This window comes from Luteococcus sediminum (genome assembly GCF_054783495.1).
This window is the reverse complement of sequence record NZ_BAAGQL010000013.1, coordinates 453,245-476,892: the sequence shown is the minus strand read 5'-3', so window position 1 is coordinate 476,892 and position 23,648 is coordinate 453,245. Positions and strand designations below refer to the sequence as shown.

Sequence of the window (23,648 nt, the reverse complement as noted above, 5' to 3'; positions counted from 1 at the left end):
ACAGACGCTGGGTGGAGTCAGGTCAAGTTCACGGGCGAACGCGGCCACGCCCGGCCGGAGGGCATGATGGGGGGTGACCCAAGGAGGAGAAGGTGACAGACCGCCCAGAGCATGACGACGCCGGCGATGACCGGCGGATGACGCGGCGCCGTCTGCTCGGTGCCGGCGCCGTGGTGGCCTGTGGGGTCGGTGCCGCGGCACTGGCTCACCGCCGACCTGAGGGTCCTGTCGTGCACGTCGATCCCGCGTCCGGTGACGATGAGCAGGACGGTGCGAGCGAGGCGTCGGCCGTGGCCACCCTCGGGCGTGCCCTGCGCCTGGCCGAGGAAAGAGCCGCGGGCGCCCAGAACGTGACGGTCCTGCTGGCCGACGGTCCCCATCGGCTCGCCTCCCCGGTGACCATGGGGCCCCGTCAAGGAGCCGGCCGTATCGTGGTGCGCCCACGCAAGGGCGCGACGCCCCTGATCCGTGGTGACCGGGTGATCGAGGGATGGGTGGAAGGGCGCCTCCCGTCGGGGCAGCGTTCCTGGCGGGCCAAGGTCCCCCGGCTCGATGGCAGTGCATGGAACTTCCGCACCCTGTTCGTGGCAGGTCGCGCCAGGCCACGCCCGCGCCTGCCCGAACCCATTGACAACGTCCTCGCCGGCCGGATGCCCCTGACGCAGCGTCAGGACTTCCTGTACTCCTTCGCACCGGACCTGGACAGTGACGCGGGAACCATGTCCTTCTCGCACCGGGGTGCGGTCTCCCCCGAGTGGCGCTACCTGCAGGACGTCGAGGTGGTCTCGCTACGAGAGTGGTATGACGAGCGTTCACTGATCGCCGCAGCCACAAGCACCACCTGCACGGTTGCGGCACGCCCTCTGGGTGACGTGACCTGGGCACCGAGGGAGTTCTACCTCGAGAATGTCCGGGAGGCACTGCGCAAGCCGGGGCAGTGGTATCTGGACAGGGAGTCCTCCGTGGTCACCTATCTGCCCATGGAGGATGAGGAACTCGGCGGCGTGGAGATCAGCGCCCCGCTCGGCAGCACCTTGCTGAGGGTCGTGGGCAGCAAGCAGGCGCCGGCGGGCGGGGTGCGCCGCGAGGGCCTGTCCTTCGGCAACACCGCGTGGGACTATCTGCAGCCCGGTGTCGAGGACGGCTCCCAGTGGACGGCGGCCCAGAGTGCGGCCACGCTCCGGGCATGCCTGCAGCTGCAGTACGCCCAAGACGTCGAGGTCGTCGGCTGCACCTTCGCGGACCTCGGGGAGTTCGGCGTCGAGGTGGGCCGGGGGTGTCGCAACGTCACAGTCCAAGGCTGTGAGGTGACCAGGGCCGGTGGGGGCGGGATCCGGGTCGCCTCGGAGGCGGGGGCGCCGTCGAACGGCAAGCTCAACACGTCGGCGGTGCGGGTCACCGACTGCCGCGTCCACGAGTGTGGGCAGGTCTTCCACATGGCCGCCGGAATCCTCGTGCAGGACGTGGCAGAGGTGGAAATCGACCACAACGAGGTGCACCACCTCTTCTACACGGGCATCTCCACCGGGTGGCGATGGGACTACCAGAGCATCGGGGTATCCGGCATCCGGGTGCGGCACAACCACGTGCACGACTTGGGCCAGGGCCTCCTGTGGGACCTCGGGGGCATCTACACACTGGGGCGGCAGACGAACAGCGTGGTGGAGCACAACCACGTCCACGATGTCCAGGGTGGACGCTCGCCCTCGGCAGGCATCTACCTCGACCAGGGAACCGCCCTGCTGCAGGTGCGCGACAACCTGGTCCACGACAACCAGGAGGGGATCTGGGCGCCCAACAGTGTCTCCGGCGTGGTGGTGGAGAACAACCTGGTCCACGGCAACAGCCAGGTCCAGCTGCGCGACGGTGGTGGCGTGCGGAGTTTGGGGCTGGGCGGGTTGTCGGAGTGGAGCGTTCGGTTCGAGCGCAATGTCGTCGTCGGTCAGGGCGGCAACCTCGTGGCAGCGCCCGAGGCCACCACGCGAAGCGATGCCAACCTGTGGTGGGACATCGCCGGGGACCCGACGGCGCCGCCCCGGGGTACCGCGACGGTGGTCTTGCGCAGCGTACGGGATGCCCGAGTGGTGGCCCAGGCCGAGGTCCGGGCGGTCAATGCGACCACAGAGGAGTTCACGGACCTGTCTCAGGCCGTGACACTCGATCCAGGCCAGGAGTACGACCTGCTGGTTCGGGTGCGACAGGGGCAATGGCGTTGGCGCGATCCGAGCCCCGTCCGCGTGACGGGGGCTTCCATGGTCGGTGACGTCTACTCCGTGCCGGACGGTCGATTCCTGGTGGGCAATGCCGAGCGGAGCTTCGGGCCGGTGAACGCCCGGATCCGTTCGGACAGGGGTGCCATCAAGCTGGTGAGGGCAGGCAGCCAACAGCCGGGAAGGTGGCGCAATGACTACACGGGCGAGGTGGGCATGCGCTTCCGAGCAGGGCCGGGGGCCACGACGCTCACCGCCTTGGGCGCCGGTCCCTTCCCGCGCCCCAGCCCTTGGCTCCAGTGGCGGGCCCGGGGTCTCGACCAGCACTCGGTCGTCGCTGACCCCTTACTGAAGGATCCCGCCATCGGGGACTACTCCATCCCCTCTCATTCTCCTGCTCTGCAAGGGAATTTGGGTTTCAAGGCCTTTGATCTCGGGGGCTTTGGACCGCGCTGAGCGTCCCCTGTGATGCGGCTGCACGCATGACCTGCTCGGTTATGCTGGCGAAGGTCCTGGGGTCCATCGGGGGCGCCGTGCGGGACAGACCACTCGAGGGATTCAGATGACGACGACCAGACAGTCGGGCCATTTTCGGCGCTTGGCCCAGTTCACGGGGCGGGGATACGACAAGGGTCGTTCACCCCTCGTCTGCGCAGCCTGGGCCCTCGTGGCCGAGCCACTCACGCGTTCCGTGATGTGTCCGCCCGTGGCGCGAGCAACGGTGCTGCGGGCCTTCGGAGCCCAGATCGGCGAGAACGTCAACATCCGCAATGACGTGCGCGTCCATTGGCCGTGGAAGCTGAGCGTGGGTGACAACACCTGGATCGGCGTCGGGACCTACCTGCTGAACCTGGAACCGATCACCATCGGAGAGGACGTCTGCATCTCCCAGCAGGCTTTCCTGTGCACGGGAAGTCACCGAGCGGACGAACCGGCCTTCGAGTTCGACAACGCCCCGATCACGGTCGAGGACGGGGCTTGGGTCGCTGCCCGGGCCACGGTTCTGCGAGGGGTGACCATCGGCCGCGATGCGGTGGTGGGTGCCACAGCGCTGGTCGTCAAGGATGTTCCCGAAGGCGCCCGGGTCCTGGCGCCCCGAAGTGAGGTCAAGGAGACCCAGTCATGAAGATCATCCAGATTGCCACCGTCATCACTCCGGAGAACGCCTACGGCGGGCCCACCACCGTCGCCTTCAACCACTGTCGGTCACTGATCGCCGCAGGTCATGACGTGACGCTCGTCGCAGGTGCCAGCGGTTTCGAAGGAGCCCTGCCCACCACGTACCAAGATGTCCCGGTCAAGTTGTTTCCGGTGAAGCAGATCATCCCTGGGGCGGGTTTTGCCGGCATGGCAAGCCCAGCGATGCTCGGTTGGCTCCGCCAGAACGCCCGGCAGGCGGATGCGGTCCACGTCCATTTGGCGCGTGACTTCGTCAGCCTTCCCGCGGCGGCTCTCGTCCAAAACCTCGGTGTCCGAACCTGCGTCCAGACGCACGGCATGATCGACCCGTCGGACAAGTTGCTCGCCAAGCCGCTGGACGCCGTGCTCACGCGCCGCGTCCTGCGGGCTGCTGCCAAGGTCTTCTTCCTCACCCCTGTCGAGCGTAAGGGTGTACTGGATGTGGCCGGGCCCCGGATCCGGGTGGAAGAGCTCCACAACGGGCTCAACGCAGATTCGATGCCCAGCCCGCGTGAGCACGAGCACACCACAGTGCTGTATCTGGCTCGGTTGCAGGCCCGCAAGCGCCCGTTGGTCTTCGTCGAGGCCGCCAAGGAGTTGGCCCCGGAGTTCCCTGACGTGTACTTCCGCATGGTGGGGCCGGACGAGGGTCAAGGCGATGAGGTCGCGACTGCCATCGCCGCGTCTGGCCTGGGCGAGCGGCTCCGCTGGGACGGCCCTGCTGACCGAGCAGGATGTCAGGACACCATGGCCACGGCCGATGTCTATGTGCTCCCGTCGGTGGACGAGCCATATCCCATGTCTGTCCTCGAGGCCCTGGCGGCGCGGCTGCCAGTCGTTCTCACCAACACGTGTGGACTGGCTCCAGCGGTGGGCGGGGCCGACGCCGGCACCGTGACGACAAACGCCCCGGAGGAGATTGCGCCAGCTGTCAGGAAGTACTTGGCCAGCGATGAACTGCGTCGTGAGACGGCCGACCGAGCGCAGGAACTGATCCGGAACGAATTCTCCATGAGGCCGATCGTCGACCAGCTGGTGAAGGCCTACCAGGGCAACTGATTGCACCTGTCGGCGCCGGGCTGAGCGCCTGCTGTGAGTGGAGGCTCAAGTCCGGTTCCGTTGCCTCATTGTCTGTATCGTTGCGTTCGCTGGCCACCCCTGCGGGGCGGCGGCTTCGCGCTCGTGGATCCACCCAATCGCGGTGATCCGCGAATCATCGGGGGATGGTTCGGTGCGAACTTGATTATAGGAGTGACTGCATGAAGATCTTGACGATCGGGGTGAATTACGCGCCGGAAATCTCGGGTATCGCGCCCTACACGGCGGCGATGGCGGAGGGTTTGCAAGGTCTGGGGCACCAGGTGCGCGTGATCACCGGCACTCCCCACTATCCGCAGTGGAGCAACTACACCAATTTCTCGGGCCTCACCCGTCTGGAGACCATCAAGGGCGTGCCGGTGCGTCGTGTCCGGCACATGATCGGCTCCGGCGGTATGGGGCTCAGCCGCATCCTGCAGGAACTCACCTTCGGCCTCGGTGCCGTCACGAGCGCCTGGAAGCAGCCCGACGTGGTCCTGTGCGTCAGTCCGGCCCTGATCAGCACCTCGCTACAGGTCTTGCGCGGCAAGCTGCCCGGCCAGCCGCCGATCGTGGTGTGGGTGCAGGACCTCTACAGCAATGGTGCCCGTGAGATCGGCGGGAGCAACATCAAGGGCAGGATCCTCGGCAAGCTCGAGTCCGCCGTGCTGCGCCATGCCGACGGCGTGCTCGTGATCCACGACCGATTCCGACGCCACGTGGTCGACGACCTCGGGGTGGATCCCGCCAAGGTCTGCATCTCCCGCAACTGGAGCCACATCGACAACACGGTGGCGGGCGACCCGCAGGGGGTGCGACGCACCTACTTCGGCGAGGCCGAGCTCGTCGCGCTGCACACCGGCAACATGGGCGCCAAGCAGTACCTGGAGAACATCGTCGAGGCTGCTCGTCTTGCCGACGAGCGCGGCTCGTCTGTCGTCTTCGGTCTGGTCGGGAACGGCTCACGCCGCGATGCACTCGCCGAGCTCGGGGAGGGGATTGAGCATCTGGTGATGGTGCCCAGCCTCGATGACGAGGAATACGCAGCCATCCTTCAGTGCGCCGACGTGTTGCTGGTCAACGAGAAGCCCGGCCTGCGGGAGTCTGCCGTGCCCAGCAAGCTCACCAGCTACTTCGTCCAGGGCAAGCCCGTCGTGGCCGCCACCGAGACCGACAGCGCAACCTCCGAGGAGGTCAGGGCAGCAGGCGCTGGACCCGTCATCACTCCCGGTGATCCGGCGGCCCTGTTGACGACCATCGAGGACATCGCACGGGCCAAGGACCGTGCCGAGGAGTACGGCAGGAGCGCTCGGACCTTCGCGGCCGAGCACCTGTCTGCAGATTCGGCCTACCAACGTGTCGCCGGCTGGCTCTGCGGGCTGGTCGGCAAGTCTGTGGCTCATCCGGGGCCGCGCCGAGGGATCAACACCAAGGAAACGGAGTAAGCCATGGCCAAGAAGGCCTTCATCACCGGCATCACCGGTCAGGACGGCTCGTACCTGGCCGAACTGCTGCTCGCCAAGGGCTACGAGGTGCACGGACTCATTCGTCGAGCCTCGACCTTCAACACCCACCGCATCGACCACATCTACGTCGATCCGCACGACGACTCGGACACCAAGCTGTCGCTGCACTACGGCGACCTGTCCGACGGTGCCCGTCTGGTCACCCTGATGGACAGCATCCGTCCCGACGAGGTGTACAACCTGGCCGCCCAGAGCCACGTGCGCGTCTCCTTCGACGAGCCTGAGCACACCGCCGACACCACCGGCACCGGCACCGTCCGCCTGCTGGAGGCCGTGCGCCAGGCCGGCATCAGCCCGCGCTTCTACCAGGCGTCCACGTCGGAGCTGTTTGGTGCCACCCCGCCGCCGCAGAACGAGGAGACGCCGATGTACCCGCGCTCGCCCTATGGCGCGGCGAAGATGTACTCCTACTGGATCACCAAGAACTACCGCGAGGCCTACGACCTGCACGCGGTCAACGGCATCCTGTTCAACCACGAGTCTCCGCGCCGTGGCGAGACCTTCGTCACGCGCAAGATCACACGCGCCGTGGCTGCGATCAAGGCCGGCCTGCAGGACGATCTCTACATGGGCAACATCGACTCGATCCGCGACTGGGGCTATGCGCCGGAGTACGTCGAGGGCATGTGGCGGATGCTGCAGGTGGACGAGCCCGACGACTTCGTGCTGGCCACGGGCCAGCCCTACACCGTGCGCGACTTCCTCCAGTTCGCCTTCGAGGCCGCCGACCTGGAGTGGGAGAAGTACGTCAAGTTCGATCCCCGCTACCTGCGCCCCACCGAGGTGGATGCCCTCATCGGCGACCCCTCGAAGGCCAAGGAGAAGCTCGGCTGGGAAGCCAAGGTGCACACGCCTGAACTGGCCCGCATCATGGTCGAGTCCGACATCAGGGCACTCGAGTCCGGTAGGGCGCACGACGTCGACATCCCGAAGACGGACTGGGCCGTCGACTGGTCCAGGAAGAACTGACCTGCCACGAACGGCGCCGGGAAGATCCTGGCGCCGTTCGTCGTTTCCATGATCAAGACCACCGGGGGGAACACATGACCGAGAACTTCACACCCGCGCCGCTCAAGCGCGATGCCGTCGTCTACGTCGCAGGCCATCGCGGCCTCGTGGGTGGCGCGATCCTGCGGCACCTGACCGAGCAGGGCTTCACCAGGATCGTCACCCGAACCCACGCAGAGCTCGACCTCACAGACCGTCGGGCGGTGGCCGACTTCTTCGCCGAGACGAAGCCGACCTACGTCTTCCTGGCTGCGGCCAAGGTGGGCGGCATCCTGGCCAACAACACCTACCCCTATGACTTCATCAGCCAGAACCTGCAAATCCAGGTGAACGTGATGGACGCCGCACTGGAGCAGGGCGTCGACCGCCTGCTCTTCCTGGGAAGCTCCTGCATCTATCCCAAGCTGGCCGACCAGCCCATCACGGAAGACGCACTTCTCACGGGTTATCTGGAAGAGACAAATGATGCCTACGCCATTGCGAAGATCGCGGGCATCCTGCAGGTGCAGGCCGCCCGTCGACAGCACGGCGTGCACTGGATCAGTGCCATGCCCACCAACCTCTACGGCCCCGGTGACAACTTCTCGCCCAAGGGCTCACACGTGCTTCCCGCACTGATCCGCCGGTACGACGATGCCGTCGCGAGCGGAGCCGATACGGTGACCAACTGGGGCACCGGAAGCCCGCGCCGCGAATTCCTGCACGTCGACGACATGGCCTCGGCCTGCCTGCACCTGATGGAGCACTACGACGGGCCCCAGCAGGTCAACGTGGGCACCGGCACCGACACCACCATCAAGGAGGTGGCCGGCCTGATCGCCGAGATCGTCGGCTACACCGGCGAGGTCGAGTGGGACACCAGCAAGCCCGACGGCACCCCGCAGAAGCTGCTCGACGTGAGCAAGCTGCGCAGCGAGGGCTGGGAGCCGAAGTACGACCTGCGCTCCGGCCTGGAGAACGCGATCGCCTGGTACCGCGAGAACAAGGACGACATCCGCGAGTGAGGCCGCCTCAGTCCTGGGCGTCCGGCGGTGGGGCCACGGTCCCGACGCCGGGCCCCAGGCCCGGGGCCTCGACGGTCAGCGAGGCGTACCCCGTGACCGGCGCGGGGTCGGTGTCTGCGCGCGGGGGTGCGACCTGACGACGTTTCGCGTCGCGCCGCCGTGCCTCCCGGCAGGTCTCCATCTGCGCCAGCACCAGCTCACGGGCGGTGTGCTGGTCGAGCTCGTGCGCCAGCAGGGTGGATCCCGTTGTGTCGAGCTGCACGTCGGCCAGCCCCAGGCGGCGCTGCAGCGGACCTGCCTTGAGATGGGCCGACTGCACCCGGGCATGGTGCACGACGCTGGTGGTGCGCACCAGGCCCCCGTCGGCGGCGACGAAGACCTCCTCGGTACGGCCCCAGCGCAGGCTCTTCCAGATGAAGGGGTGCAGCTTCCTCGCACGCGGCGGTGCCGGGTGCATCTGCACCTGGTCCAGGCGGAAGCCCGGCCAGACGGCATCGATGGCCAGCGCGACCTCGTCCGAGGTGCCGGCCGGAAGCAGGATGTCGCTGGCCCGGTCCTCGTCGTCACCAGAGCCGTAGCCGAGCACGTCGATGGAGACCCGGTGCAGCCCGAAGGGACGCCACAGCAGGTGCTGGGTGACGGTGATGCCCTGGATGCGGTCGGTCGGCAGGGTCTGGCTGACCAGGGTGGTCATGCCGCGGGACACCTTGAGCGCCTGACCGGACCGCACCAGGGCGTAGTTCCACTGCTTGACGACGGAATTGCCGATGATGCCGGCCAGGGCGGTGAGCAAGGGGATGATGCCGACCACGGCGCCGAACTCGCGGGCCCAGGTCATGCCGGCGATGGCCGCCACGCTGAGGGCCAGGGTCACCAGGAAACCGGAGGAGAGCACCGCCGCCAGCACCAGACGCTGCGGGGGCACGCGCAGCAGCACCGTCTCGTCGTCGGCCAGGTCGTGGAGGGCGTCGGCGGTGGCGCGTGAGGCGGCCGACTCGGCCACCGTGGTCTGCTGGCCGTGGGCCCGGGCCACCAGGTAGTCGCGCATCTGGTAGGCCCGGCCGCGGCCCAGGAACTCGATCGTGCGGCCCTCGCTGGCGCCGACATCGATGCGCAGCTGTGCCAGGCCGAGCAGGCGTGCGGCGAAGGGCTGGACCACGTCGACGGACTGGATCTTGGTGAAGGGGATCTTGTCCGAGGAGTGCTGGATGAAGTTGTGCTCGATGCGCACCTGCTGGTCGTCGATGACGAAGCGGGTGGTGCGCCAGCTGAAGAAGCCACCGATCCCGGTCACGACCACATAGACCGCCAGCAGGAAGCTGAAGAAGGCGATGTCGCGCACACCGAAGTGTTCGCCGTCCTTGCCGAGGCTTTCCAGCAGGTCCTTTCCCACCAGGAAGACCAGGCCGACCAGGGCCATCCAGCCCTTGATCACCGGTGTGGCGGGGTGCGGCCGCTCCATCACCGACCGGGTGGTGGTCGTGGCGCTCGCCAGGCTCACCTCGTCCAGGGGGACGGGCTCATCGCGGACTGGCTCATCATGGGCTAACACATCGTGAGCTGACACATCGTGCACGGACCCATTGGGGGCGGGCTCGTCCGTCTCGACGGCAAGTGGTTCCGGGCACGCGGGAGGGGGCAGCTGGTCCAGGTCCACGGGCTCGTGCGCACTGGGAGTGGTGCCGGGCGGCTGGGGGAGCTGCTGGTTCACAGGCCCACCGCCTGCTGCTCGCCCAGCTCGGTGAGGCGCTCCCGCAGGGCGTCGGCATCGTGCTGCGCCAGGCCGGGAATCGTCGCATCGGTGCTGGCCGAGGCGGTCTGCAAGGTGACGGTGGCCAGGCCGTGCTGGCGTTCGATGGGGCCGGAGTTCACCGTCACCACCTGCATGCGGCCATAGGGCACCACCGTCATGCGACGCCACATCAGGCCCTCGCGGATGTACAGGTCGGTGCCGCGCTCGGCATAACCCCAAACCTTCCACATCCGGCCCATCCGGACCCAGCGCCAGGCGATCCAGGCCACCGAGGCCAGCGCCAGGGCGGCACCGGCCCACCAGTGCCAGAACCAGCCCAGGGCAATGCAACCGGGCAGCAACAACAGGGGCCAGACGATGAGGATCATCCGGCGCTTCATCGTCAGGTAGGCAGGTGAGAGCGTCTTCCACTGGTCGGCGGGCGGGTCGAAGGTGTCCACCCCCGCAAACCTACGGCACGAGGCCTCAGGCGTCAGACCCCGATCCCCAGACGTTCGGCCAGGCCCTTGTGGCACGGACCGGTGACGGTGATCCCGCCCATCAGCACCATGCCGCGCAGGATGATGCGAGGCGCGCCGGCCGGTGCGGGGGCCAGGCCACGGATCTTGACGTCGGACATGATGTTGGTGGTCTCGTCGACCACCTCCACGCCATCGGGGACCGTCACCTTGATCTCGCCCAGCACCACCGGCACGGTGACGATGCACTCGCGGTCCTCCAGGACCGCCTGGCGCAGGTCGAGGCGGGCATCGCCCAGCAGCACCAGGCCCGTGGTGCGCCGGCGCATCCGCCACACCCCCTGGCGACGGACCGTGCCCAGGACGGTGAACAGGGTGTCCGCCGCCTGCTCCTGGTGGGAGCTGTCGACCACCAGTCGCGGTTGCGAGGTGGCCACCTGGCGGGGCATGCGCTGGCCGTCGGTGGGGACGAGATCGGCGGTCAGGGGGACGAGGTCGGCGAAGGTGCGCGAGCGCCAGACCTTCTCCAGACGCTCGGAGTGCTCGTCAAGGGTGATGCGTCCTTCAGAGTAGGCGGCATTGAGGACGCTGGCGACCATCTCGCGGTCGGCATCGGCGCAGCGAATCTGGAGATCGCCGGGCACCGGGGGGTCAGAGGGCTGGATGGAACTCATGGCACGAGGCTAGGCCGTGGATGGCTCCACGGGAGACGACGAAGGTCGTGCCGCGGCATCCGATCGGGGACGAGTCAGGGTCCACACGGCCCAGAAACCTCACCGACTGGCAAGCAGGGGGGTCCCCGGCAGGTCTCCGAAACGATCTCATATCGTGGGCGCGCCACGACGAAAGATCGTGTGCAGGTAGGGCATCGTGCAGCAAGGCAGCGGCTCGTGACTGTCAGGCGAAAGGAATGCCCGTGACGTCGAGGTCCTCCCACCAGACCACGCAGGCCACCCGCTGACGTCCGGCGACGGTCCGCACCGGGCCGTCGGTGGATGACAGTGGATTGTTCGGCCAGCCCCGCGGCCTGCCGTGGATGCTCCAGGTGGAGATGTGGGAACGCCTCAGCTGGTTCGGCATGCGCGCCATCCTGCTGTACTTCATCACCGACACCTTCGCCAACGGTGGATTCGGGCTGGACAAGTCCACCGGCCTGGTGATCATGGCCGGCCACGTGCTGCTGGCCGTGCCCACCGTCAGCACCTCGTGGATCGGGCTGTTCATGATCGCCTTCGGCACCGGCTTCATCAAGCCCCACCTGTCGACCATCGTCGGCGGGTTCTACGACGCCGACGACCCTCGCCGCGAGGCCGGCTTCCAGCTGCTCTACATGTCGATCAACGTCGGCTCGCTGGTCTCGCCGCTGATCACCGGCTGGCTCAAGGACCACTACGGCTACCACGTCGGCTTCATCGCCGCCCCTATCGGCATGGCCTGCGGCCTGGCCGCCTTCTACTACGGCCGCGGCCGGCTGAGCCAGTTCACCTATGACGTGCCCAACCCGCTCAAGCCGGGCGAGGGCCGCAGGATGCTGCTGTGGTCCGTGGCCTTCTGCGTTGCCGTCGTCGCCCTGACCTTCATCTACAAGCCCCTCTTCGGCGCACTGGCCGAGGGCATCGCCTACGTGGTCTTCACCGTCGCCACGGTCGCCTCGGCCTCCTACTTCCTGATGATGTTCCGCAGACCCAACGTGACCGCCGGCGAGCGCAGCCACCTGTGGACCTTCCTGCCGCTGTGGTTCGGTTCGATGCTGTTCACCATCATCTTCGAGCAGGCCGCCAACAAGATGGCCAGCTTCGCCAAGGACAACACCAATGGCGCCACCGGACTGGGCAGCCTGACCATCAGCCCCGAGGCCCACCAGTCGATCAACCCGCTCTTCGTGCTGATCCTCGCCCCGCTGCTGGGCTGGCTGTTCACCCGCCGCGCCGGCCGTTTCCCCACCACGGCGATGAAGTTCGCGATCGCCGCGGCGATCATCGGGGCCTCGGCGCTCATGATGGGCTGGGGCTTCCAGAACTTCCCCGGCGGCACCCGCCTGGCTCCGTGGTGGTTCCTGGCGCTGGTCTTCACCATCCAGACCCGCGAGCTGGGTGACGTCGCCTTCTACTACGGACTGGGGGCGGTGACCATCGGCGTTGCCGTGCTCTTCGCGATCATCTCGCCGTGGACGCAGTCGAAGATGAGCGACATCGGGCGCTGGCCCTCGCACCTCCGGCCGGCGGCCACCGCCTCGAGTGGGCGCCGGCCGGAAAACACGTGGCGCGCCGCAGCGTCTTGCTGGGAGGATTCGTCCGTGCAGACGATCGAGGAGACCTTCCCCGCCTTCGGGTTGTCGGTGCGGTGCGGACGCCTGGAGCTGGCGGGAACGCGCCCCGAGCACGTCCCGGCCTTGGCCGAAACCGCCATCGACGGCGTGTATGACGGCGAGAACCCGTTCATCGTGGACTGGCCCTCCTTTCCCAACCAGCACCTCAACCAGTGGCAGCACGTCTGGGGAACTTGGGCCGCCTTTCGACCCGAGGCGTGGACCTTGAAGCTGACCGTCCTGCTCGACGGCCGTCCGATCGGCTGCCAGGACGTGTTCAACAAGCAGGACTTCCTGGCCAGTCGAACCCTCGAGACCGGCAGCTGGATCGGGCTGGCCCACCAAGGGCAGGGGATCGGCACCCTGATGCGCCAGATGGTGGCGGTGCTGTGCTTCGACCACCTCGGCGCCGAAATCCTGGAGAGCGCCTACCACCACGACAACTCGCGGTCTGCCGGGGTGAGCCGCCGCGTCGGCTACCAGCCCAATGGGATGCACCGGCTGGCCAATGGCGACGGCACCTTCCGCACCGAGCAGTACGTCTGGCTGCGCCCCGAATGGCTGGTGCGCCCAGACGAGCCGGTCGTCGTCGAGGGCGTGGAGGCCTTCCGTCGCTTCATCGGACTCGACCCGGTGTCCTCGGACTCCTAGCCCTCGAAGCCGTCCAGCCGGAGCTCGCCGAACTCGTCGACGTCGAAGCCGACGAAACCCAGGTGCCCGGCCTGGGCGTCGCGCCCCCGTAGCCGGTCGATCTCGCGACGGTCGCGCTTGGTGGGCCGGCCGGCCCCGCGGTCGCGTCGCCCCACCGGCCCGGCGTGCAGGTGGCTCGGCGGGGGTGGGGAGTGGTCGATGTAGCAGGTCTGGGCGATGGGTGCCCCCACCCGCTTGGTGATCAGCTGCGTCACCTCGTAGCGGCGCTCCCGACCCGGCTCGCGGATGGTGATGGTGTCACCCGGGACGACGGTGTGCGAGGGCTTGGTCGGTTCGCCGTTGAGCCGCACGTGCCCGCCCTCGATGGCCTTCTTCGCGGTCGAGCGCGTCTTGAACAGTCGCACCGACCACAACCACGCGTCGATCCTTGCCATGGGACGACGATAGCCGCTGGGCCATAGGTCGCCGATGCAGCAGGCGGGTGCCGGGCACACAGGATGGTGCTCGGGCACACGGTGGAGCGCTCGAGCACACGGTGGAGCGCTCGAGCACACTGTGGAACGTGGGCGTGGTGCTACCTCCGTGTGCTTAGGGTCATCACCGAGTGCTCGGATGCGCGGGGTGCTTGTTCCCCAGAACGCGCGAAGGGCCTCGCCAACTGTGTATTGGCAAGGCCCTTCGCGTTGGAGCGGGCGACGGGAATCGAACCCGCGTGTCCAGCTTGGGAAGCTGGCGCTCTACCATTGAGCTACGCCCGCGTGCCGTGCAGCAGCAGTCAGTCTAGCGCACCCCGAGCAGTGGTGCCCGCAGGGCTGGTGAAGCGCTGAGGACTTGCCCCTGCGGGTCCTTCTGCATGGCGCGGCGCCACCCGGCGGCGGCATCCTTGGAGGCACCATGGACACTCGTCATTTCACGCGTCGGCAACTGATGGCCGGCGGCCTCGGCGTCGGGGCTGCCGCCCTGCTTGCAGGTTGCTCCGCTCCCGAGGACGGGGTCACCTCGGAGTATGCCGACGCCTTCTCCATCGCCCACCGCGGCGGAGGACGCAACTGGCCCGAGATGACGGTCCACGCCTACCAGCAGGCCGGAAAACTGCCCGGCCTGCCTGCCATGGAATTGTCGGTGCACCGCAGTGCCGACGGGGTTCTGGTCTGCCACCACGACTTCAGCACCCGCCGGATGACCGGCCGCGACCTCGAGATCGTCAAGACGCCGTGGAGCCAGTTGCGCACGCTCAAGGTCCACGCCAAGGAGACACTCGACCCCGAGCAGCCGTCCCGGCCGATCGCCCGCATCGAGGAGGTGCTGGAGGTGTGGCCCAAGGACATGACCTTGTGGGTGGAGCCGAAGGCCAATGAGGCGGTCGATCCGCTCTTCGCGCTGCTGTCCAAGGATCCCGACCGTCGGGTGGTGTGGAAGCGGCCGATCAACGCCCCAGGCTTCCAGAAGGCCAAGCTGGAGGGCTGGGGAACCTTCGGCTATGTCTTCGACGGAGACCGCCAGACCAGGTACCTGGACCAGATGGTGCCGTCCAAATGGCTCGACATGGTCGGCGTCCAGGTCGAGGCCTCCGACCAGCGCATCACCGAGGTGGTGACCAAGGCCGGCACCTACGGCAAGGAGACCGTCGTGTGGGCGGTGAACACCATCGCGCAGCGTGACCGCGCGCTCAAGCTCGGCTGCCGTGGCCTGATGACCTCGAACATCGTCGAACTGCTCGACGCGCCGATGCCCGACTGACTAGCCGAGCCGTTCCCGCGCCGCGCGCGCGACGGCATCGTAGACATCGCGGTCCAGTGCCGAACCGGTGCGTCGCACCGAGGCCGGATCGATCCGTACCACCCGGTCCAGGCGCACCTCGGAGGCCCGTCCCCTGCGGTCCCAGGCCCCCGTGCCGATGTCCATCCAGTGTCGACCGTCACGGGCCTCCTGGGCGGCGTCGCGGTCATGGTCCTTGCTGGTCAACGGCAGTCCCAGCAGCCAGTGGCCGTCGCGACCCACCAGCAGGACGGGACGGTCCTTGCCCTGGGAGTGGTCCTCCTCGAAGGGCACCCAGCCCCACACCACCTCTCCCGGATCGGGGGTGTTGCCTCGTTGCGGCGAGTACTCGACGTTGATTGTCAGCATCGTGTTGGACAGTTCCGATACGAGGAGGGGCAGGATGCCTGGACGTTCAGCGACGGGTCAGCGGCGGTGGACCAATGAGGAGAAGCGGGAGTTCCTGCGGTTGTGGCATGAGGCGGCGTCGCTGCGGGGCGAGCGGACACGTTTGATGCGTCAGTGGCGGTTGGCTGATGGGACGGTGCGACGCTGGTTGCAGGCCGAACGGGATGACAGGCTGGGGCCTGGAACCGAACTGGCGAGGTGTGAGATGACCAACAAGGACCGGGCCCGACTCCTGGCGCTGGAGCAGGAGAACCAGCGGCTGCGTCGACAGGTGGAGTCCGCGGAAGCGGTGATGACGATCATGGGAAAAGCGCACGAGCTCTTGGAGGACACCCTCAAGAGCCCGACCCCAGCCCAGGACGTGCCGACCGCGTTGATGAGCCTGCAGGAGTACCAGGACTGGCTCAAGCAGTACAAGATCTCCTGACCACTGCCGCCAACTCCTTGACCGCTGCTGGCTGGTCGGTGGTCAGGGCATGCCAAGTGCTGGGCCTTGCACGCTCCACGTTCTACCACCGCCGCAACCAGCCCGCCCCCGATCCTGCCGTGTCGCGGCTGCGACGCAGCCGCATCGACAGTGCCCAGCCGGCAGCGTTGAGCCCGGCCGAGCATCAGAAGGTCCTCGACGTGCTCACCGCCGAGGGGACCGAGCACCTGTCGGTGTGCCAGGCCTACTGGCAGGCCTTCGACGAGCAGCAGGTGTCGTGTTCACAATCGACGTTCTACCGGATCGCCCGCCGGGCCGGGCTGGTCGGCGACCGACGCCGTGGTAGGCATTCCACCAGCCGGGGGCGTGGATCTGGCCGGGCGAAACCCGTCGCCGCCGCCAGTCGGGTCCACGAGTTGTGGTCCTGGGACATCAGTGAGTTGCCAGGACCGGGACGGCGCAAATTCCAGCTGTTCCTCGTGCTGGACGTGTTCTCCCGCTACCCGATCGGGTTCCGCGTCGAATGTGATGCCTCCCGTAGCCATGCCGTGGACATGTTCCGGGAAGCGTTCGACACCCACGGAGTTCCCCACACCCTGCACTCGGACAACGGCTCGCAGATGCGGTCCCACGACCTGGCCAACCTGCTCGGTGGCGCCATCACACAGTCGTTCAGTCGTCCCCACGTGTCGAACGACAACCCGTTCAGCGAAGCCCTGTTCAAGACCCTGAAATACGACCTGGCCATGCCCCAGCACTTCGACAGCATCGACCACGCCCGAACCTGGGTGACTGACTACCTCCACGGATATGCCCACCACCACCGCCACGCCGGGCTGAACCGCCACACCCCGCACCACGTGTTCACCGGCACCACCGACACCATCCAAGCCCGCCGCCAGGCCCTGCTCGACCGCAACTACCAAGCCCACCCCGAACGCTACCGACGACCCCCACAAGCACCCCCACCACCAGCACCCACCGGCATCAACCTGTCCAAAGCAGCTTGACAACTACCGTCGAAGGAGGGGACGCCGACGAAGTCCTCACTCTGATCGGCTCCACTGCGGGACGCCGGAGCGGGAGTACGCCGGGGCTCGCCGGAAGGACGACGCGCTTGCCGGCGCTGGCCCTGCTGCAGGGAACGAAGGCCCTCGCGCAGCAGGACCTGGGTCACGTCGGTGAGCACGGCGCGGAAGTTGAAGGCCATCAGAACTCCTGGTGGGTGGCGGGGTCAGACGTAGCGGGGCAGGGGGCCGTAGGTGACGTCCTGGTCTATCTGCACCGCGGGCCTCTCGCCGGCCCGGAACTGTTCCCAGTGGGAGAAGTAGCGCGTCACGGGCGGTGTCCACAACAGCGCGGTGCCGACCAGTGCCGGCACCGCGGCGGCCAGCACCACTGGGTTCACCAGCCACCCGAGAAGCGCCAGCACCGTGGCGAGGGCGGCGGCCACGCGTGACCAGCGGTGACCATTCCAGGCGTTGAGGGCTGCCACGGAGCAAGCTGCCGAGACGGCAGAACAGATGGCGAAAACCGCGACGATGGCGACGATGGAGCGCCACCCGCCGGGGCGCGGCTGCCACAGGTGTACCAGCTGCGAGGAAGTGGCGAAGCTGGCCATGTGGATCGCCCGCCACCACGACAGTGCCAGGCCAGCAAGAGCCACCAGGGCCGCGCCGTGCAGCAGCACACTGGCGGCCACCATCACCTTGGCGCGCCGGGGCTGCCCCGTGCTGGGGCTGATCGGCAGGCCGGAGTGGGACAGTTCTGCGGGGGGAAGGGTGGCGATGCCGCCGTCGCGTGCTGCGTCGTCCACGGCCACCTCCTGGCTGGTCACGTTCATCGGGTGGCCAGCCTACCCGGGCGGGCTGTCGGCGCGGATCAGGCCGGACCGGCGTCGATGATCTGCTGCACCGACGGGCCATAGAGCCGGGTGAGGTCCTCGATGGAACGGCCGTGCACCTGTGGGGCGCGCAAGACCTGGCGACTGAACAGCAGGCCGAGCACCTGACTGGCCACCATCTCGGCGCGCAGTGAGTCGGCGGTGCCGTCCTCGGCCGTGGTCGGCAGGCGCGGGAAGACGTCGATGGCGAAGAACTCGCGCAGCGCCTGCAGTGGCGGGGTGCTGGTGCCGAGTGTCGTGGGCTGGCTGGGGGCATCGCTGCACATGTCGAGGCTGCGGCGCACCAGCTCGGCGCCGAGCTGGTCCCGCGGAACCTCGGCGAGGCCGGCGAGATGCCGGTTCAGGTCGATGCCCACATCGGCCAGGGTGGCCAGGAAGATGGCCGGCTTGCCATGGAAGTAGTGGTGCACGAGGGCGGGGTCGACGTCGGCCTCGCGGGCGATCGCGCGCAGCGAGACGCGCTGGTAGCCGTGGGCGGTGAACAGCTTGCGGGCACAGCCCAGGATCTGGTCACGGGTACCGGCGCCGGCGGGGCGACGGCCACGTCGCCGGCGGGCGGCACTCTCCGGCGAACTGGCCGAGCCCGAGGACGCGGGGCTGCTCACGCCGGCGGGGGCCTGGTCCTGCGGCAGGGCCGGGGCGGGAACGGGGCTTGACGCAGGTTGGACGGTGCGGGTGTCGGTGGAGTCGAGGGTGGAATGCGTGTTCATTGGTCATCTCGGGGGCCGGAAGGGAGGCCCGTAGCAGGGACAGGCTCGTGCGGCAGTCTCTCAGCCCCAGGGGCCAGTTGGCCGGCCAATCGTGCGATGCCCAGTGTCACGAGTTCTCGTACCTCGACGAAGACGTCGGGGAGTGCATCGACCGGCCACCAGCGAACGTCGTGGGACTCGTCGCTGGTGACGGGATCGTCCATCGGGGCGGTCACCAGGAATCGCACGTCGAAGTGGCGGGTGGGCCCGGAGCCACGGCAGGTGATCGGGTGGCAGTCCAGGTGCAGCGGCACCGGGTCGACGGCCAGACCCTGCAGGCCGGTCTCCTCCATGGCCTCACGCAGGGCGGCGGTGGCCAGGTCGGCGTCGTCCTCGAGGTGTCCGCCCGGCTGGAGCCAGGCCCCGACGATGCGATGGTGGACCATGCAGGTGTGGCGCCCGTCGGGCGAGAGCACCAGGGCGGAGGCCGTCAGGTGGCCCGGTTGGCAGCTTCGGCGCACCGCATCCGGGCGCGCGTCGAGGAAGCCCAGATAGGATTCACGCAGGGCTCGCTGGCCTGCGCTGGGCGGTTCCCAGTCCCGTAGGCTGCGCACCGTCCCTCCATGTAGTTCGCTCGACATGCCTTCACCCTACCCCCAGGGGTGGGTTCAGGCGCGCAGGCTAGGTTGAATGCATGTCCAAGAACCCCCCTTGGGTGGCCGCGGTCTTCGACCTCGACGGGACCCTGTGTGACACCATCGCCCTGATCGTCAGCTCCTTCAGGCATGCCCACCGGGAGGTGCTCGACATCGACCTCGACGAGGCTGAGGCGCGCGCCTGGATCGGGCGTACTCTTCCCGACATCTACGCCCCGCACGGCGAGCTCGCGCCGGTGCTGCGAGAGAGCTATGTGCGCTTCAACCTGGCCAACCTGGAGCGGCTGCAGACCAGTTTCGAGGGCATCGACCGCCTGCTCGACGACCTGGAGGAGGCTGGGGTGCGCCTCGGGGTGGCGACGAGCAAGCACCGGGCCGCGGCCGAGCGGAGCCTGGCAGCGGCGGGCCTGACCCACCGAGTGCCGCTGCTGGCCAGCCTTGACGACACTGCACGGCACAAGCCGCATCCCGATCCACTGGTGCACGCCTTCGAGGCGCTCGGCGTCGAGCCGGGCAAGGGCGTCTACGTCGGCGACGCCGTGGTCGACATCCAGGCCGCCAAGGCTGCCGGTTGCGACCAGATCGCCGTCACCTGGGGTGCTGGGGACCGCACCGAGCTGATGCTCGCCGACCCCACCGCCGTGTGCGATGAGGTCGACGAGTTGGCCAGGTGGCTCCTGGGCTGATCGCACGAGCCGCCAGGGCTTCGGGGACAGCAAGCAAGCCCTTGCACGCAAAGGAATCCCCGCACCCATGGGTGCGGGGATCCCAGTCTCCAGCTGCTGATCAGGTTCAGGCCTTCATGGTTCCGTCGGCCAGGAACTTCGAGTGCCAGCTCAGCGACTTGGTCAGGTCGTGCGGCGTGTGCTGGCCGTTGGCGACCGTCTGGGCGTGCTCGAAGTAGTCGAGCAGCTGCTCCTTGAAGTCGGGGTGGGCGCAGTTCTCGATGATCTTCTTGGCGCGCTGGCGCGGGGCCAGTCCGCGCAGGTCGGCCAGGCCCTGCTCGGTGATGATGACGCTGACGTCATGCTCGGTGTGGTCGACGTGGTTGACCATCGGGACGATGGCCGAGATGTCGCCACCCTTGGCCGTCGACGGCGAGACGAAGACGCTGAAGGCGCCGTTGCGGGTGAAGTCACCCGAGCCGCCGATGCCGTTCATCATGCGCGAGCCCATGACGTGGGTGGAGTTCACGTTGCCGTAGATGTCGGCCTCGATCATGCCGTTGCAGGCGATGACACCCATGCGGCGGATGGCCTCGGGGTGGTTGGAGACATCCTGCGGGCGCAGGATGATCTTCTTGGAGTACTCGGAGGCGTTGTCGTTCATCTTCTCGGCGTACTCGGGCGACAGCGAGAAGGCCGTGGCCGAGGCGACGGTCAGCTTGCCGGAATCGAGCAGGTCGACCATGCCGTCCTGGATCACCTCGGTGTAGGAGGTGAGGTTCTCGTAGTCACTCTCCAGCAGGCCGGCGAGCACGGCATTGGCGATGTTGCCCACGCCCGACTGCAGCGGGTTCAGGTGCTCCCCCAGGCGGCCGGCCTTCACCTCGGAGTCGAAGAAGTCCAGCAGGTAGCCGGCGATCTTCTTGGAGTCCTCGTCGAGCGGCTTGAAGGGCGAGTTGCGGTCGGGGCCGCTGGTCTTGATGACGGCGACGACCTTCTCGGGATCGATCGTGTAGACCTTGTCACCGATGCGGTCGCTCGGCTTGACGATCGGCAGCGGCTTGCGGTTCGGCGGCAGCTCGGCGATGTCGTAGTAGATGTCGTGCATGCCGAACAGGCCCTCGGACTGCCACTCGTTGACCTCGATGATGATCTTCTTGGCCAGCGTCAGGTAGGTGCGGTTCATGCCCACCGAGGAGGAGGGCACGACGGAGCCGTCGGCCAGGATCTGGGTGGCCTCGACGACGGCGTAGTCCAGGTCTCCGAAGAAGCCGTAGGCCAGCTGGTTGGCCAAGTGGCTCAGGTGGATGTCCGAGTAGTAGGTTGAACCGTCGTTGATCTTGTTCCGCAGGACCGGGTCGGACTGGTAGGGGGTGCGGAAACCGATGCCGTCGGCGCCAGCCAGCTCGCCGTCGAGCTCAGGGGCGGTCGAGGCGCCGGTGAACGAGTCGATGCGGAAGTCGCTGCCCTTGGCGCGCTCCTCCTTGATGCGTGCGGCCAGGGCGACGGGGAATTCCTTCGGGTAACCCGAACCGGTGAAGCCGGCGAAGCCGATCTTACTGCCCGGCTCGATCAGGGCGGCGGCATCGGCGGCCGACATGACCTTGCTGCGGAACTTCTCGTTGGCGATCCGATCTGCCATTTTTCCTCCTTGAAGAATGAACCCGGTGGTGCCCATGGACACCATCGGCCCGCCGTCACTGGCGGCACCGGGCCTGATGACAGTCAGGTTACATGGGACGGTGCGCTCGCGGGAGTACTGATGGCGCGGGCCTCCCGCGAGCGCACAGGTGCTCAGGCGAGCAGGCGGATCCCCTGCCAGTTGGTGCCGATCTGGACAGCGGGAGCCCAGTAGCCGCCCTTGTTGATGTACTTGTACAGGTTGCCGTCGCTGCGACGGGCCACGAGGTCGGACCGGCGGTCGCCGTCGAGGGATCCGGGCGAGGTCACCGTCTGCATGGCGCCCCAGCCGTGGCCCACCCGGCGCGGGGCGGACTCGATGTCGCGCGGGGACAGGATATCGGCCCACATGGTGCCGTCCTGGCGGATGGAAATGATGTCTGCGAAGCCGTCGCCGTCGAAGTCGCGCGTCGAAATGGTCTTGGTGGTGGTTCCCCAGCCGTCCATGACGATGTCCTCGGCGGGGTCGGTTGACCTCTCCAGGGAGCTGTTCGTGAGCAGGAAGGCGTGCAGGTTGTCACCCTTGCTGGCCAGCAGGGCGTGCCCGCCCCAGTCCACCATGCTGTTGGTCTGGGTGATGGTGAAGTTCGTGTAACCGGCCAGCCCGGAGCCGATCTGGCGGCCGTTGGCAAACCGTCCATAGCCCCGGTTGTCGTAACGCCAGACGGTGCCGTCATTACGGACGGCGATCAGGACGTTCGGGCTTCCGGCGCCCTCGATCTCGTTGACCTGCTGCATGAAGACCATGGTGTTCCAGCCGGTGCCGGCCTTGACGCCATCGGCCAGTCCTGCGGCCCCCATTCGGTAGTAGTACAGGGTCCCGGTCTTGTCCTGAATGCCCAGGACGTCGGCACGCCTGTCGCCGTTCTGGTCGCCGTCGACGGGGCGGGGCTTCGTGCCGGAGCACGGTTTGACGCTCACCTGGCCGGAGGCGGTTGGCATGTCTGCCGTGTCATTGGCGGCGAGCCAGCTGTGTTCGCCGCCTGGCAGGGTCAAGGTGGTGGTGACCCCTCGCTTGGCGCCCGCGAAGTCACCGCCGTCGAAGGACAGGTACTGGGTGGTGGCCGTCGTGTTGGTGATCTTGACGGTGTTGCAGCCGGAGGCTGTCACGGTGACGCTGCCGGCGGCATGTGCCGGGGCACCAGCGCTCACCGCCACGGACATCAGGGTCGCGGCGCCCAGAACGCCGACTGTGGTGCGGATCATGGTCTTTCCTTGCTTCCGGGGGCGCCGCTGGGGCACCAGTGGCGCAAGACTATGACCATTGGCCTAGCCTGCGGAAGGGGCCCCCGGTCCAGCGACGCGGAGCCAGCCTGGGTCGAGGCGACCTCCGGCGACGCGGGGTGTGCGACCCGGGTGTGGTCCCTGCTCGTCAGGCCCGTGCTCGGGTCAATGGTGCCATCACCCCAGCCGCAGGAAGGCCCCCACCGCGTCGAGCCGCGGGAAGCTGATCGTCGCCGGAGCCTGGGTGGCCGCCACCGGCTTGGCGCAGTAGGCCACTCCCAACCCGGCCTCGGCCAGCATGTCCAGGTCATTGGCCCCGTCGCCGACCGCGACCGCCTCCTCGGGCCCGCAGCCGAGCTGCTCGCAGCAGCGCAACAGGTGACGGCGCTTGGCGGCACGATCGACCACCTCACCGCGGGTCAGGCCCGTGAGCCGCCCGTCGCGCACCTCGAAACGGTTGGCGGAGATGTCGTCGATGCCCAGACCCTCGACCAGCGGCTCCACCACCTCGGCGAAACCACCCGAGACCAGCGCCACCATCGTCCCGGCCCGCTTGGCGGCCGCCACCAGCTCGCGGGCGCCCTGGCTGAACTCGATGCGGGAGCGGACCTCGTCGAGCACCGACGGGTCCGTCCCGGCCAGGGTGGCGACGCGTTCGCGCAGGGCGGCGGCGAAATCCAGCTCGCCACGCATGGCCCGCTCGGTGATCTCGGCCACCTTCTCGCCGCTGCCGGCATGGATGGCGACCTCGTCGAGCACCTCGGAGGTGATCAGTGTGGAGTCGACATCCATGACCAGCAGCTTCGGGGCGGAGTCGACCAACGGCTCGCGCACGATCGCGGCGTCGATGCCGACGCGGTTGGCGGCCCCGCGCACCAACGAACGGGTGCGCACCAGCTCGGTGAGCACACCGGTGGCGCTGAAGACATGGCCCCAGTCGGCGCGGTGGCCCTCGACATCGTGGGCATCGGTGAGTTGCTCCACGACGAGCTCGGACAGGGCCGAGGGGATCTCACCGGGAGCGGTCAGGACGATTCGGACGGTCTGCTGCACGGCAACAGACT

At 67.8% G+C, this 23,648-nt stretch carries 22 protein-coding genes, 1 tRNA gene and 1 pseudogene; 12 read left to right on the top strand and 12 right to left on the bottom strand.

What is annotated here, in order from left to right:
• Positions 1–92 precede the first annotated feature (92 nt).
• The 6 genes from ACYVKA_RS09170 to ACYVKA_RS09145 all read left to right on the top strand — a co-directional run bounded on the left by ACYVKA_RS09170 (position 93) and on the right by ACYVKA_RS09145 (position 8,004).
• Entirely contained in the window at positions 93–2,666 is a 2,574-nt protein-coding gene (locus tag ACYVKA_RS09170) for a right-handed parallel beta-helix repeat-containing protein (protein WP_460704777.1), read from the top strand.
• 250 nt (positions 2,667–2,916) lie between these two features.
• A complete protein-coding gene (locus ACYVKA_RS09165) occupies positions 2,917–3,336 on the top strand; it encodes a DapH/DapD/GlmU-related protein (RefSeq protein ID WP_460704775.1) in 420 nt (139 codons plus the stop codon).
• On the top strand, positions 3,333–4,448 hold the full coding sequence (locus tag ACYVKA_RS09160; RefSeq protein ID WP_460704773.1) for a glycosyltransferase: 1,116 nt from the start codon (positions 3,333–3,335) through the stop codon (positions 4,446–4,448). Before ACYVKA_RS09165 ends, ACYVKA_RS09160 begins: the two co-directional genes overlap by 4 nt.
• A 200-nt stretch (positions 4,449–4,648) precedes the next feature.
• The gene (locus ACYVKA_RS09155; RefSeq protein ID WP_460704771.1) at positions 4,649–5,911 is read left to right on the top strand and encodes a glycosyltransferase family 4 protein; all 1,263 of its coding nucleotides are present in this window, start codon (positions 4,649–4,651) and stop codon (positions 5,909–5,911) included.
• 3 nt (positions 5,912–5,914) lie between these two features.
• On the top strand, positions 5,915–6,961 hold the full coding sequence (gene gmd, locus ACYVKA_RS09150; protein WP_460704769.1) for a GDP-mannose 4,6-dehydratase: 1,047 nt from the start codon (positions 5,915–5,917) through the stop codon (positions 6,959–6,961).
• A 74-nt stretch (positions 6,962–7,035) separates the two neighbouring features.
• On the top strand, positions 7,036–8,004 hold the full coding sequence (locus ACYVKA_RS09145; RefSeq protein ID WP_460704767.1) for a GDP-L-fucose synthase family protein: 969 nt from the start codon (positions 7,036–7,038) through the stop codon (positions 8,002–8,004).
• A gap of 7 nt (positions 8,005–8,011) precedes the next feature.
• Here ACYVKA_RS09145 and ACYVKA_RS09140 read toward each other — a convergent pair whose 3' ends face one another.
• The 3 genes from ACYVKA_RS09140 to ACYVKA_RS09130 form a co-directional block, all read right to left on the bottom strand.
• Positions 8,012–9,505, bottom strand: coding sequence for a PH domain-containing protein (locus ACYVKA_RS09140; protein ID WP_460704765.1), 1,494 nt, complete (start codon positions 9,503–9,505; stop codon positions 8,012–8,014).
• A gap of 206 nt (positions 9,506–9,711) precedes the next feature.
• Positions 9,712–10,197 carry a PH domain-containing protein gene (locus ACYVKA_RS09135; protein WP_460704763.1) on the bottom strand — a complete coding sequence of 162 codons (486 nt, stop codon included), beginning with the start codon at positions 10,195–10,197 and terminating at the stop codon, positions 9,712–9,714.
• 32 nt (positions 10,198–10,229) lie between these two features.
• Positions 10,230–10,889, bottom strand: a complete 660-nt coding sequence (locus ACYVKA_RS09130) for a DUF1707 SHOCT-like domain-containing protein (protein WP_460704761.1) — start codon at positions 10,887–10,889, stop codon at positions 10,230–10,232.
• Between the two features lie 287 nt (positions 10,890–11,176).
• Between ACYVKA_RS09130 and ACYVKA_RS09125 the strand changes: the two are divergent.
• A pseudogene (locus ACYVKA_RS09125) lies at positions 11,177–12,409 on the top strand (peptide MFS transporter); the annotation flags it as partial.
• A complete protein-coding gene (locus ACYVKA_RS09120; RefSeq protein ID WP_460704913.1) occupies positions 12,398–13,174 on the top strand; it encodes a GNAT family N-acetyltransferase in 777 nt (258 codons plus the stop codon). The pseudogene ACYVKA_RS09125 and the gene ACYVKA_RS09120, both read left to right, overlap by 12 nt.
• Here the strand turns inward: ACYVKA_RS09120 and ACYVKA_RS09115 are convergent.
• Both ACYVKA_RS09115 and ACYVKA_RS09110 read right to left on the bottom strand, forming a co-directional pair.
• The gene (locus ACYVKA_RS09115; RefSeq protein ID WP_460704759.1) at positions 13,171–13,608 is read right to left on the bottom strand and encodes an RNA-binding S4 domain-containing protein; all 438 of its coding nucleotides are present in this window, start codon (positions 13,606–13,608) and stop codon (positions 13,171–13,173) included. The two genes, ACYVKA_RS09120 and ACYVKA_RS09115, sit on opposite strands and share 4 nt — an antisense overlap.
• A 250-nt stretch (positions 13,609–13,858) precedes the next feature.
• Positions 13,859–13,932: transfer RNA gene (locus tag ACYVKA_RS09110), tRNA-Gly, on the bottom strand.
• A gap of 136 nt (positions 13,933–14,068) precedes the next feature.
• On the opposite strand from ACYVKA_RS09110, the gene ACYVKA_RS09105 reads away from it, so the two are divergent.
• The gene (locus ACYVKA_RS09105) at positions 14,069–14,914 is read left to right on the top strand and encodes a glycerophosphodiester phosphodiesterase (protein WP_394276439.1); all 846 of its coding nucleotides are present in this window, start codon (positions 14,069–14,071) and stop codon (positions 14,912–14,914) included.
• Here ACYVKA_RS09105 and ACYVKA_RS09100 read toward each other — a convergent pair whose 3' ends face one another.
• Complete coding sequence (locus ACYVKA_RS09100; protein ID WP_460704757.1) at positions 14,915–15,301, bottom strand: type II toxin-antitoxin system PemK/MazF family toxin; 387 nt, start codon at positions 15,299–15,301, stop codon at positions 14,915–14,917.
• A gap of 244 nt (positions 15,302–15,545) precedes the next feature.
• Between ACYVKA_RS09100 and ACYVKA_RS09095 the strand changes: the two genes are divergently transcribed.
• Both ACYVKA_RS09095 and ACYVKA_RS09090 read left to right on the top strand, forming a co-directional pair.
• Entirely contained in the window at positions 15,546–15,767 is a 222-nt protein-coding gene (locus ACYVKA_RS09095; protein ID WP_394275130.1) for a hypothetical protein, read from the top strand.
• Positions 15,768–15,805: 38 nt separating this feature from the next.
• Positions 15,806–16,777: an IS3 family transposase gene (locus tag ACYVKA_RS09090; protein WP_460704755.1), complete on the top strand. Its 972-nt coding sequence runs from the start codon at positions 15,806–15,808 to the stop codon at positions 16,775–16,777.
• Between the two features lie 224 nt (positions 16,778–17,001).
• On the opposite strand, the gene ACYVKA_RS09085 is transcribed toward ACYVKA_RS09090, so the two are convergent.
• From ACYVKA_RS09085 to ACYVKA_RS09075, 3 genes are read right to left on the bottom strand one after another with little or no spacing between them, the layout of a single operon-like run.
• Positions 17,002–17,610 (bottom strand): hypothetical protein, encoded by a 609-nt coding sequence (locus ACYVKA_RS09085; RefSeq protein ID WP_460704754.1) that lies wholly within the window; start codon positions 17,608–17,610, stop codon positions 17,002–17,004.
• Positions 17,611–17,648: 38 nt separating this feature from the next.
• Positions 17,649–18,380 carry a TetR/AcrR family transcriptional regulator gene (locus tag ACYVKA_RS09080; protein ID WP_460704752.1) on the bottom strand — a complete coding sequence of 244 codons (732 nt, stop codon included), beginning with the start codon at positions 18,378–18,380 and terminating at the stop codon, positions 17,649–17,651.
• Positions 18,377–18,973 (bottom strand): NUDIX hydrolase, encoded by a 597-nt coding sequence (locus ACYVKA_RS09075; protein WP_460704750.1) that lies wholly within the window; start codon positions 18,971–18,973, stop codon positions 18,377–18,379. Before ACYVKA_RS09075 ends, ACYVKA_RS09080 begins: the two co-directional genes overlap by 4 nt.
• Before the next feature lie 80 nt (positions 18,974–19,053).
• Here ACYVKA_RS09075 and ACYVKA_RS09070 point away from each other — a divergent pair, with 80 nt between their 5' ends.
• Entirely contained in the window at positions 19,054–19,701 is a 648-nt protein-coding gene (locus tag ACYVKA_RS09070; protein ID WP_460704748.1) for an HAD family hydrolase, read from the top strand.
• Between the two features lie 106 nt (positions 19,702–19,807).
• Here the strand turns inward: ACYVKA_RS09070 and ACYVKA_RS09065 are convergent, their stop codons facing one another.
• The 3 genes from ACYVKA_RS09065 to serB all read right to left on the bottom strand — a co-directional run bounded on the left by ACYVKA_RS09065 (position 19,808) and on the right by serB (position 23,637).
• The gene (locus ACYVKA_RS09065) at positions 19,808–21,322 is read right to left on the bottom strand and encodes an acetyl-CoA hydrolase/transferase family protein (protein ID WP_460704746.1); all 1,515 of its coding nucleotides are present in this window, start codon (positions 21,320–21,322) and stop codon (positions 19,808–19,810) included.
• 152 nt (positions 21,323–21,474) lie between these two features.
• Entirely contained in the window at positions 21,475–22,566 is a 1,092-nt protein-coding gene (locus ACYVKA_RS09060) for a hypothetical protein (RefSeq protein ID WP_460704744.1), read from the bottom strand.
• A 195-nt stretch (positions 22,567–22,761) separates the two neighbouring features.
• A complete protein-coding gene (serB, locus tag ACYVKA_RS09055; RefSeq protein WP_394277123.1) occupies positions 22,762–23,637 on the bottom strand; it encodes a phosphoserine phosphatase SerB in 876 nt (291 codons plus the stop codon).
• Between the last annotated feature and the right edge of the window lie 11 nt (positions 23,638–23,648).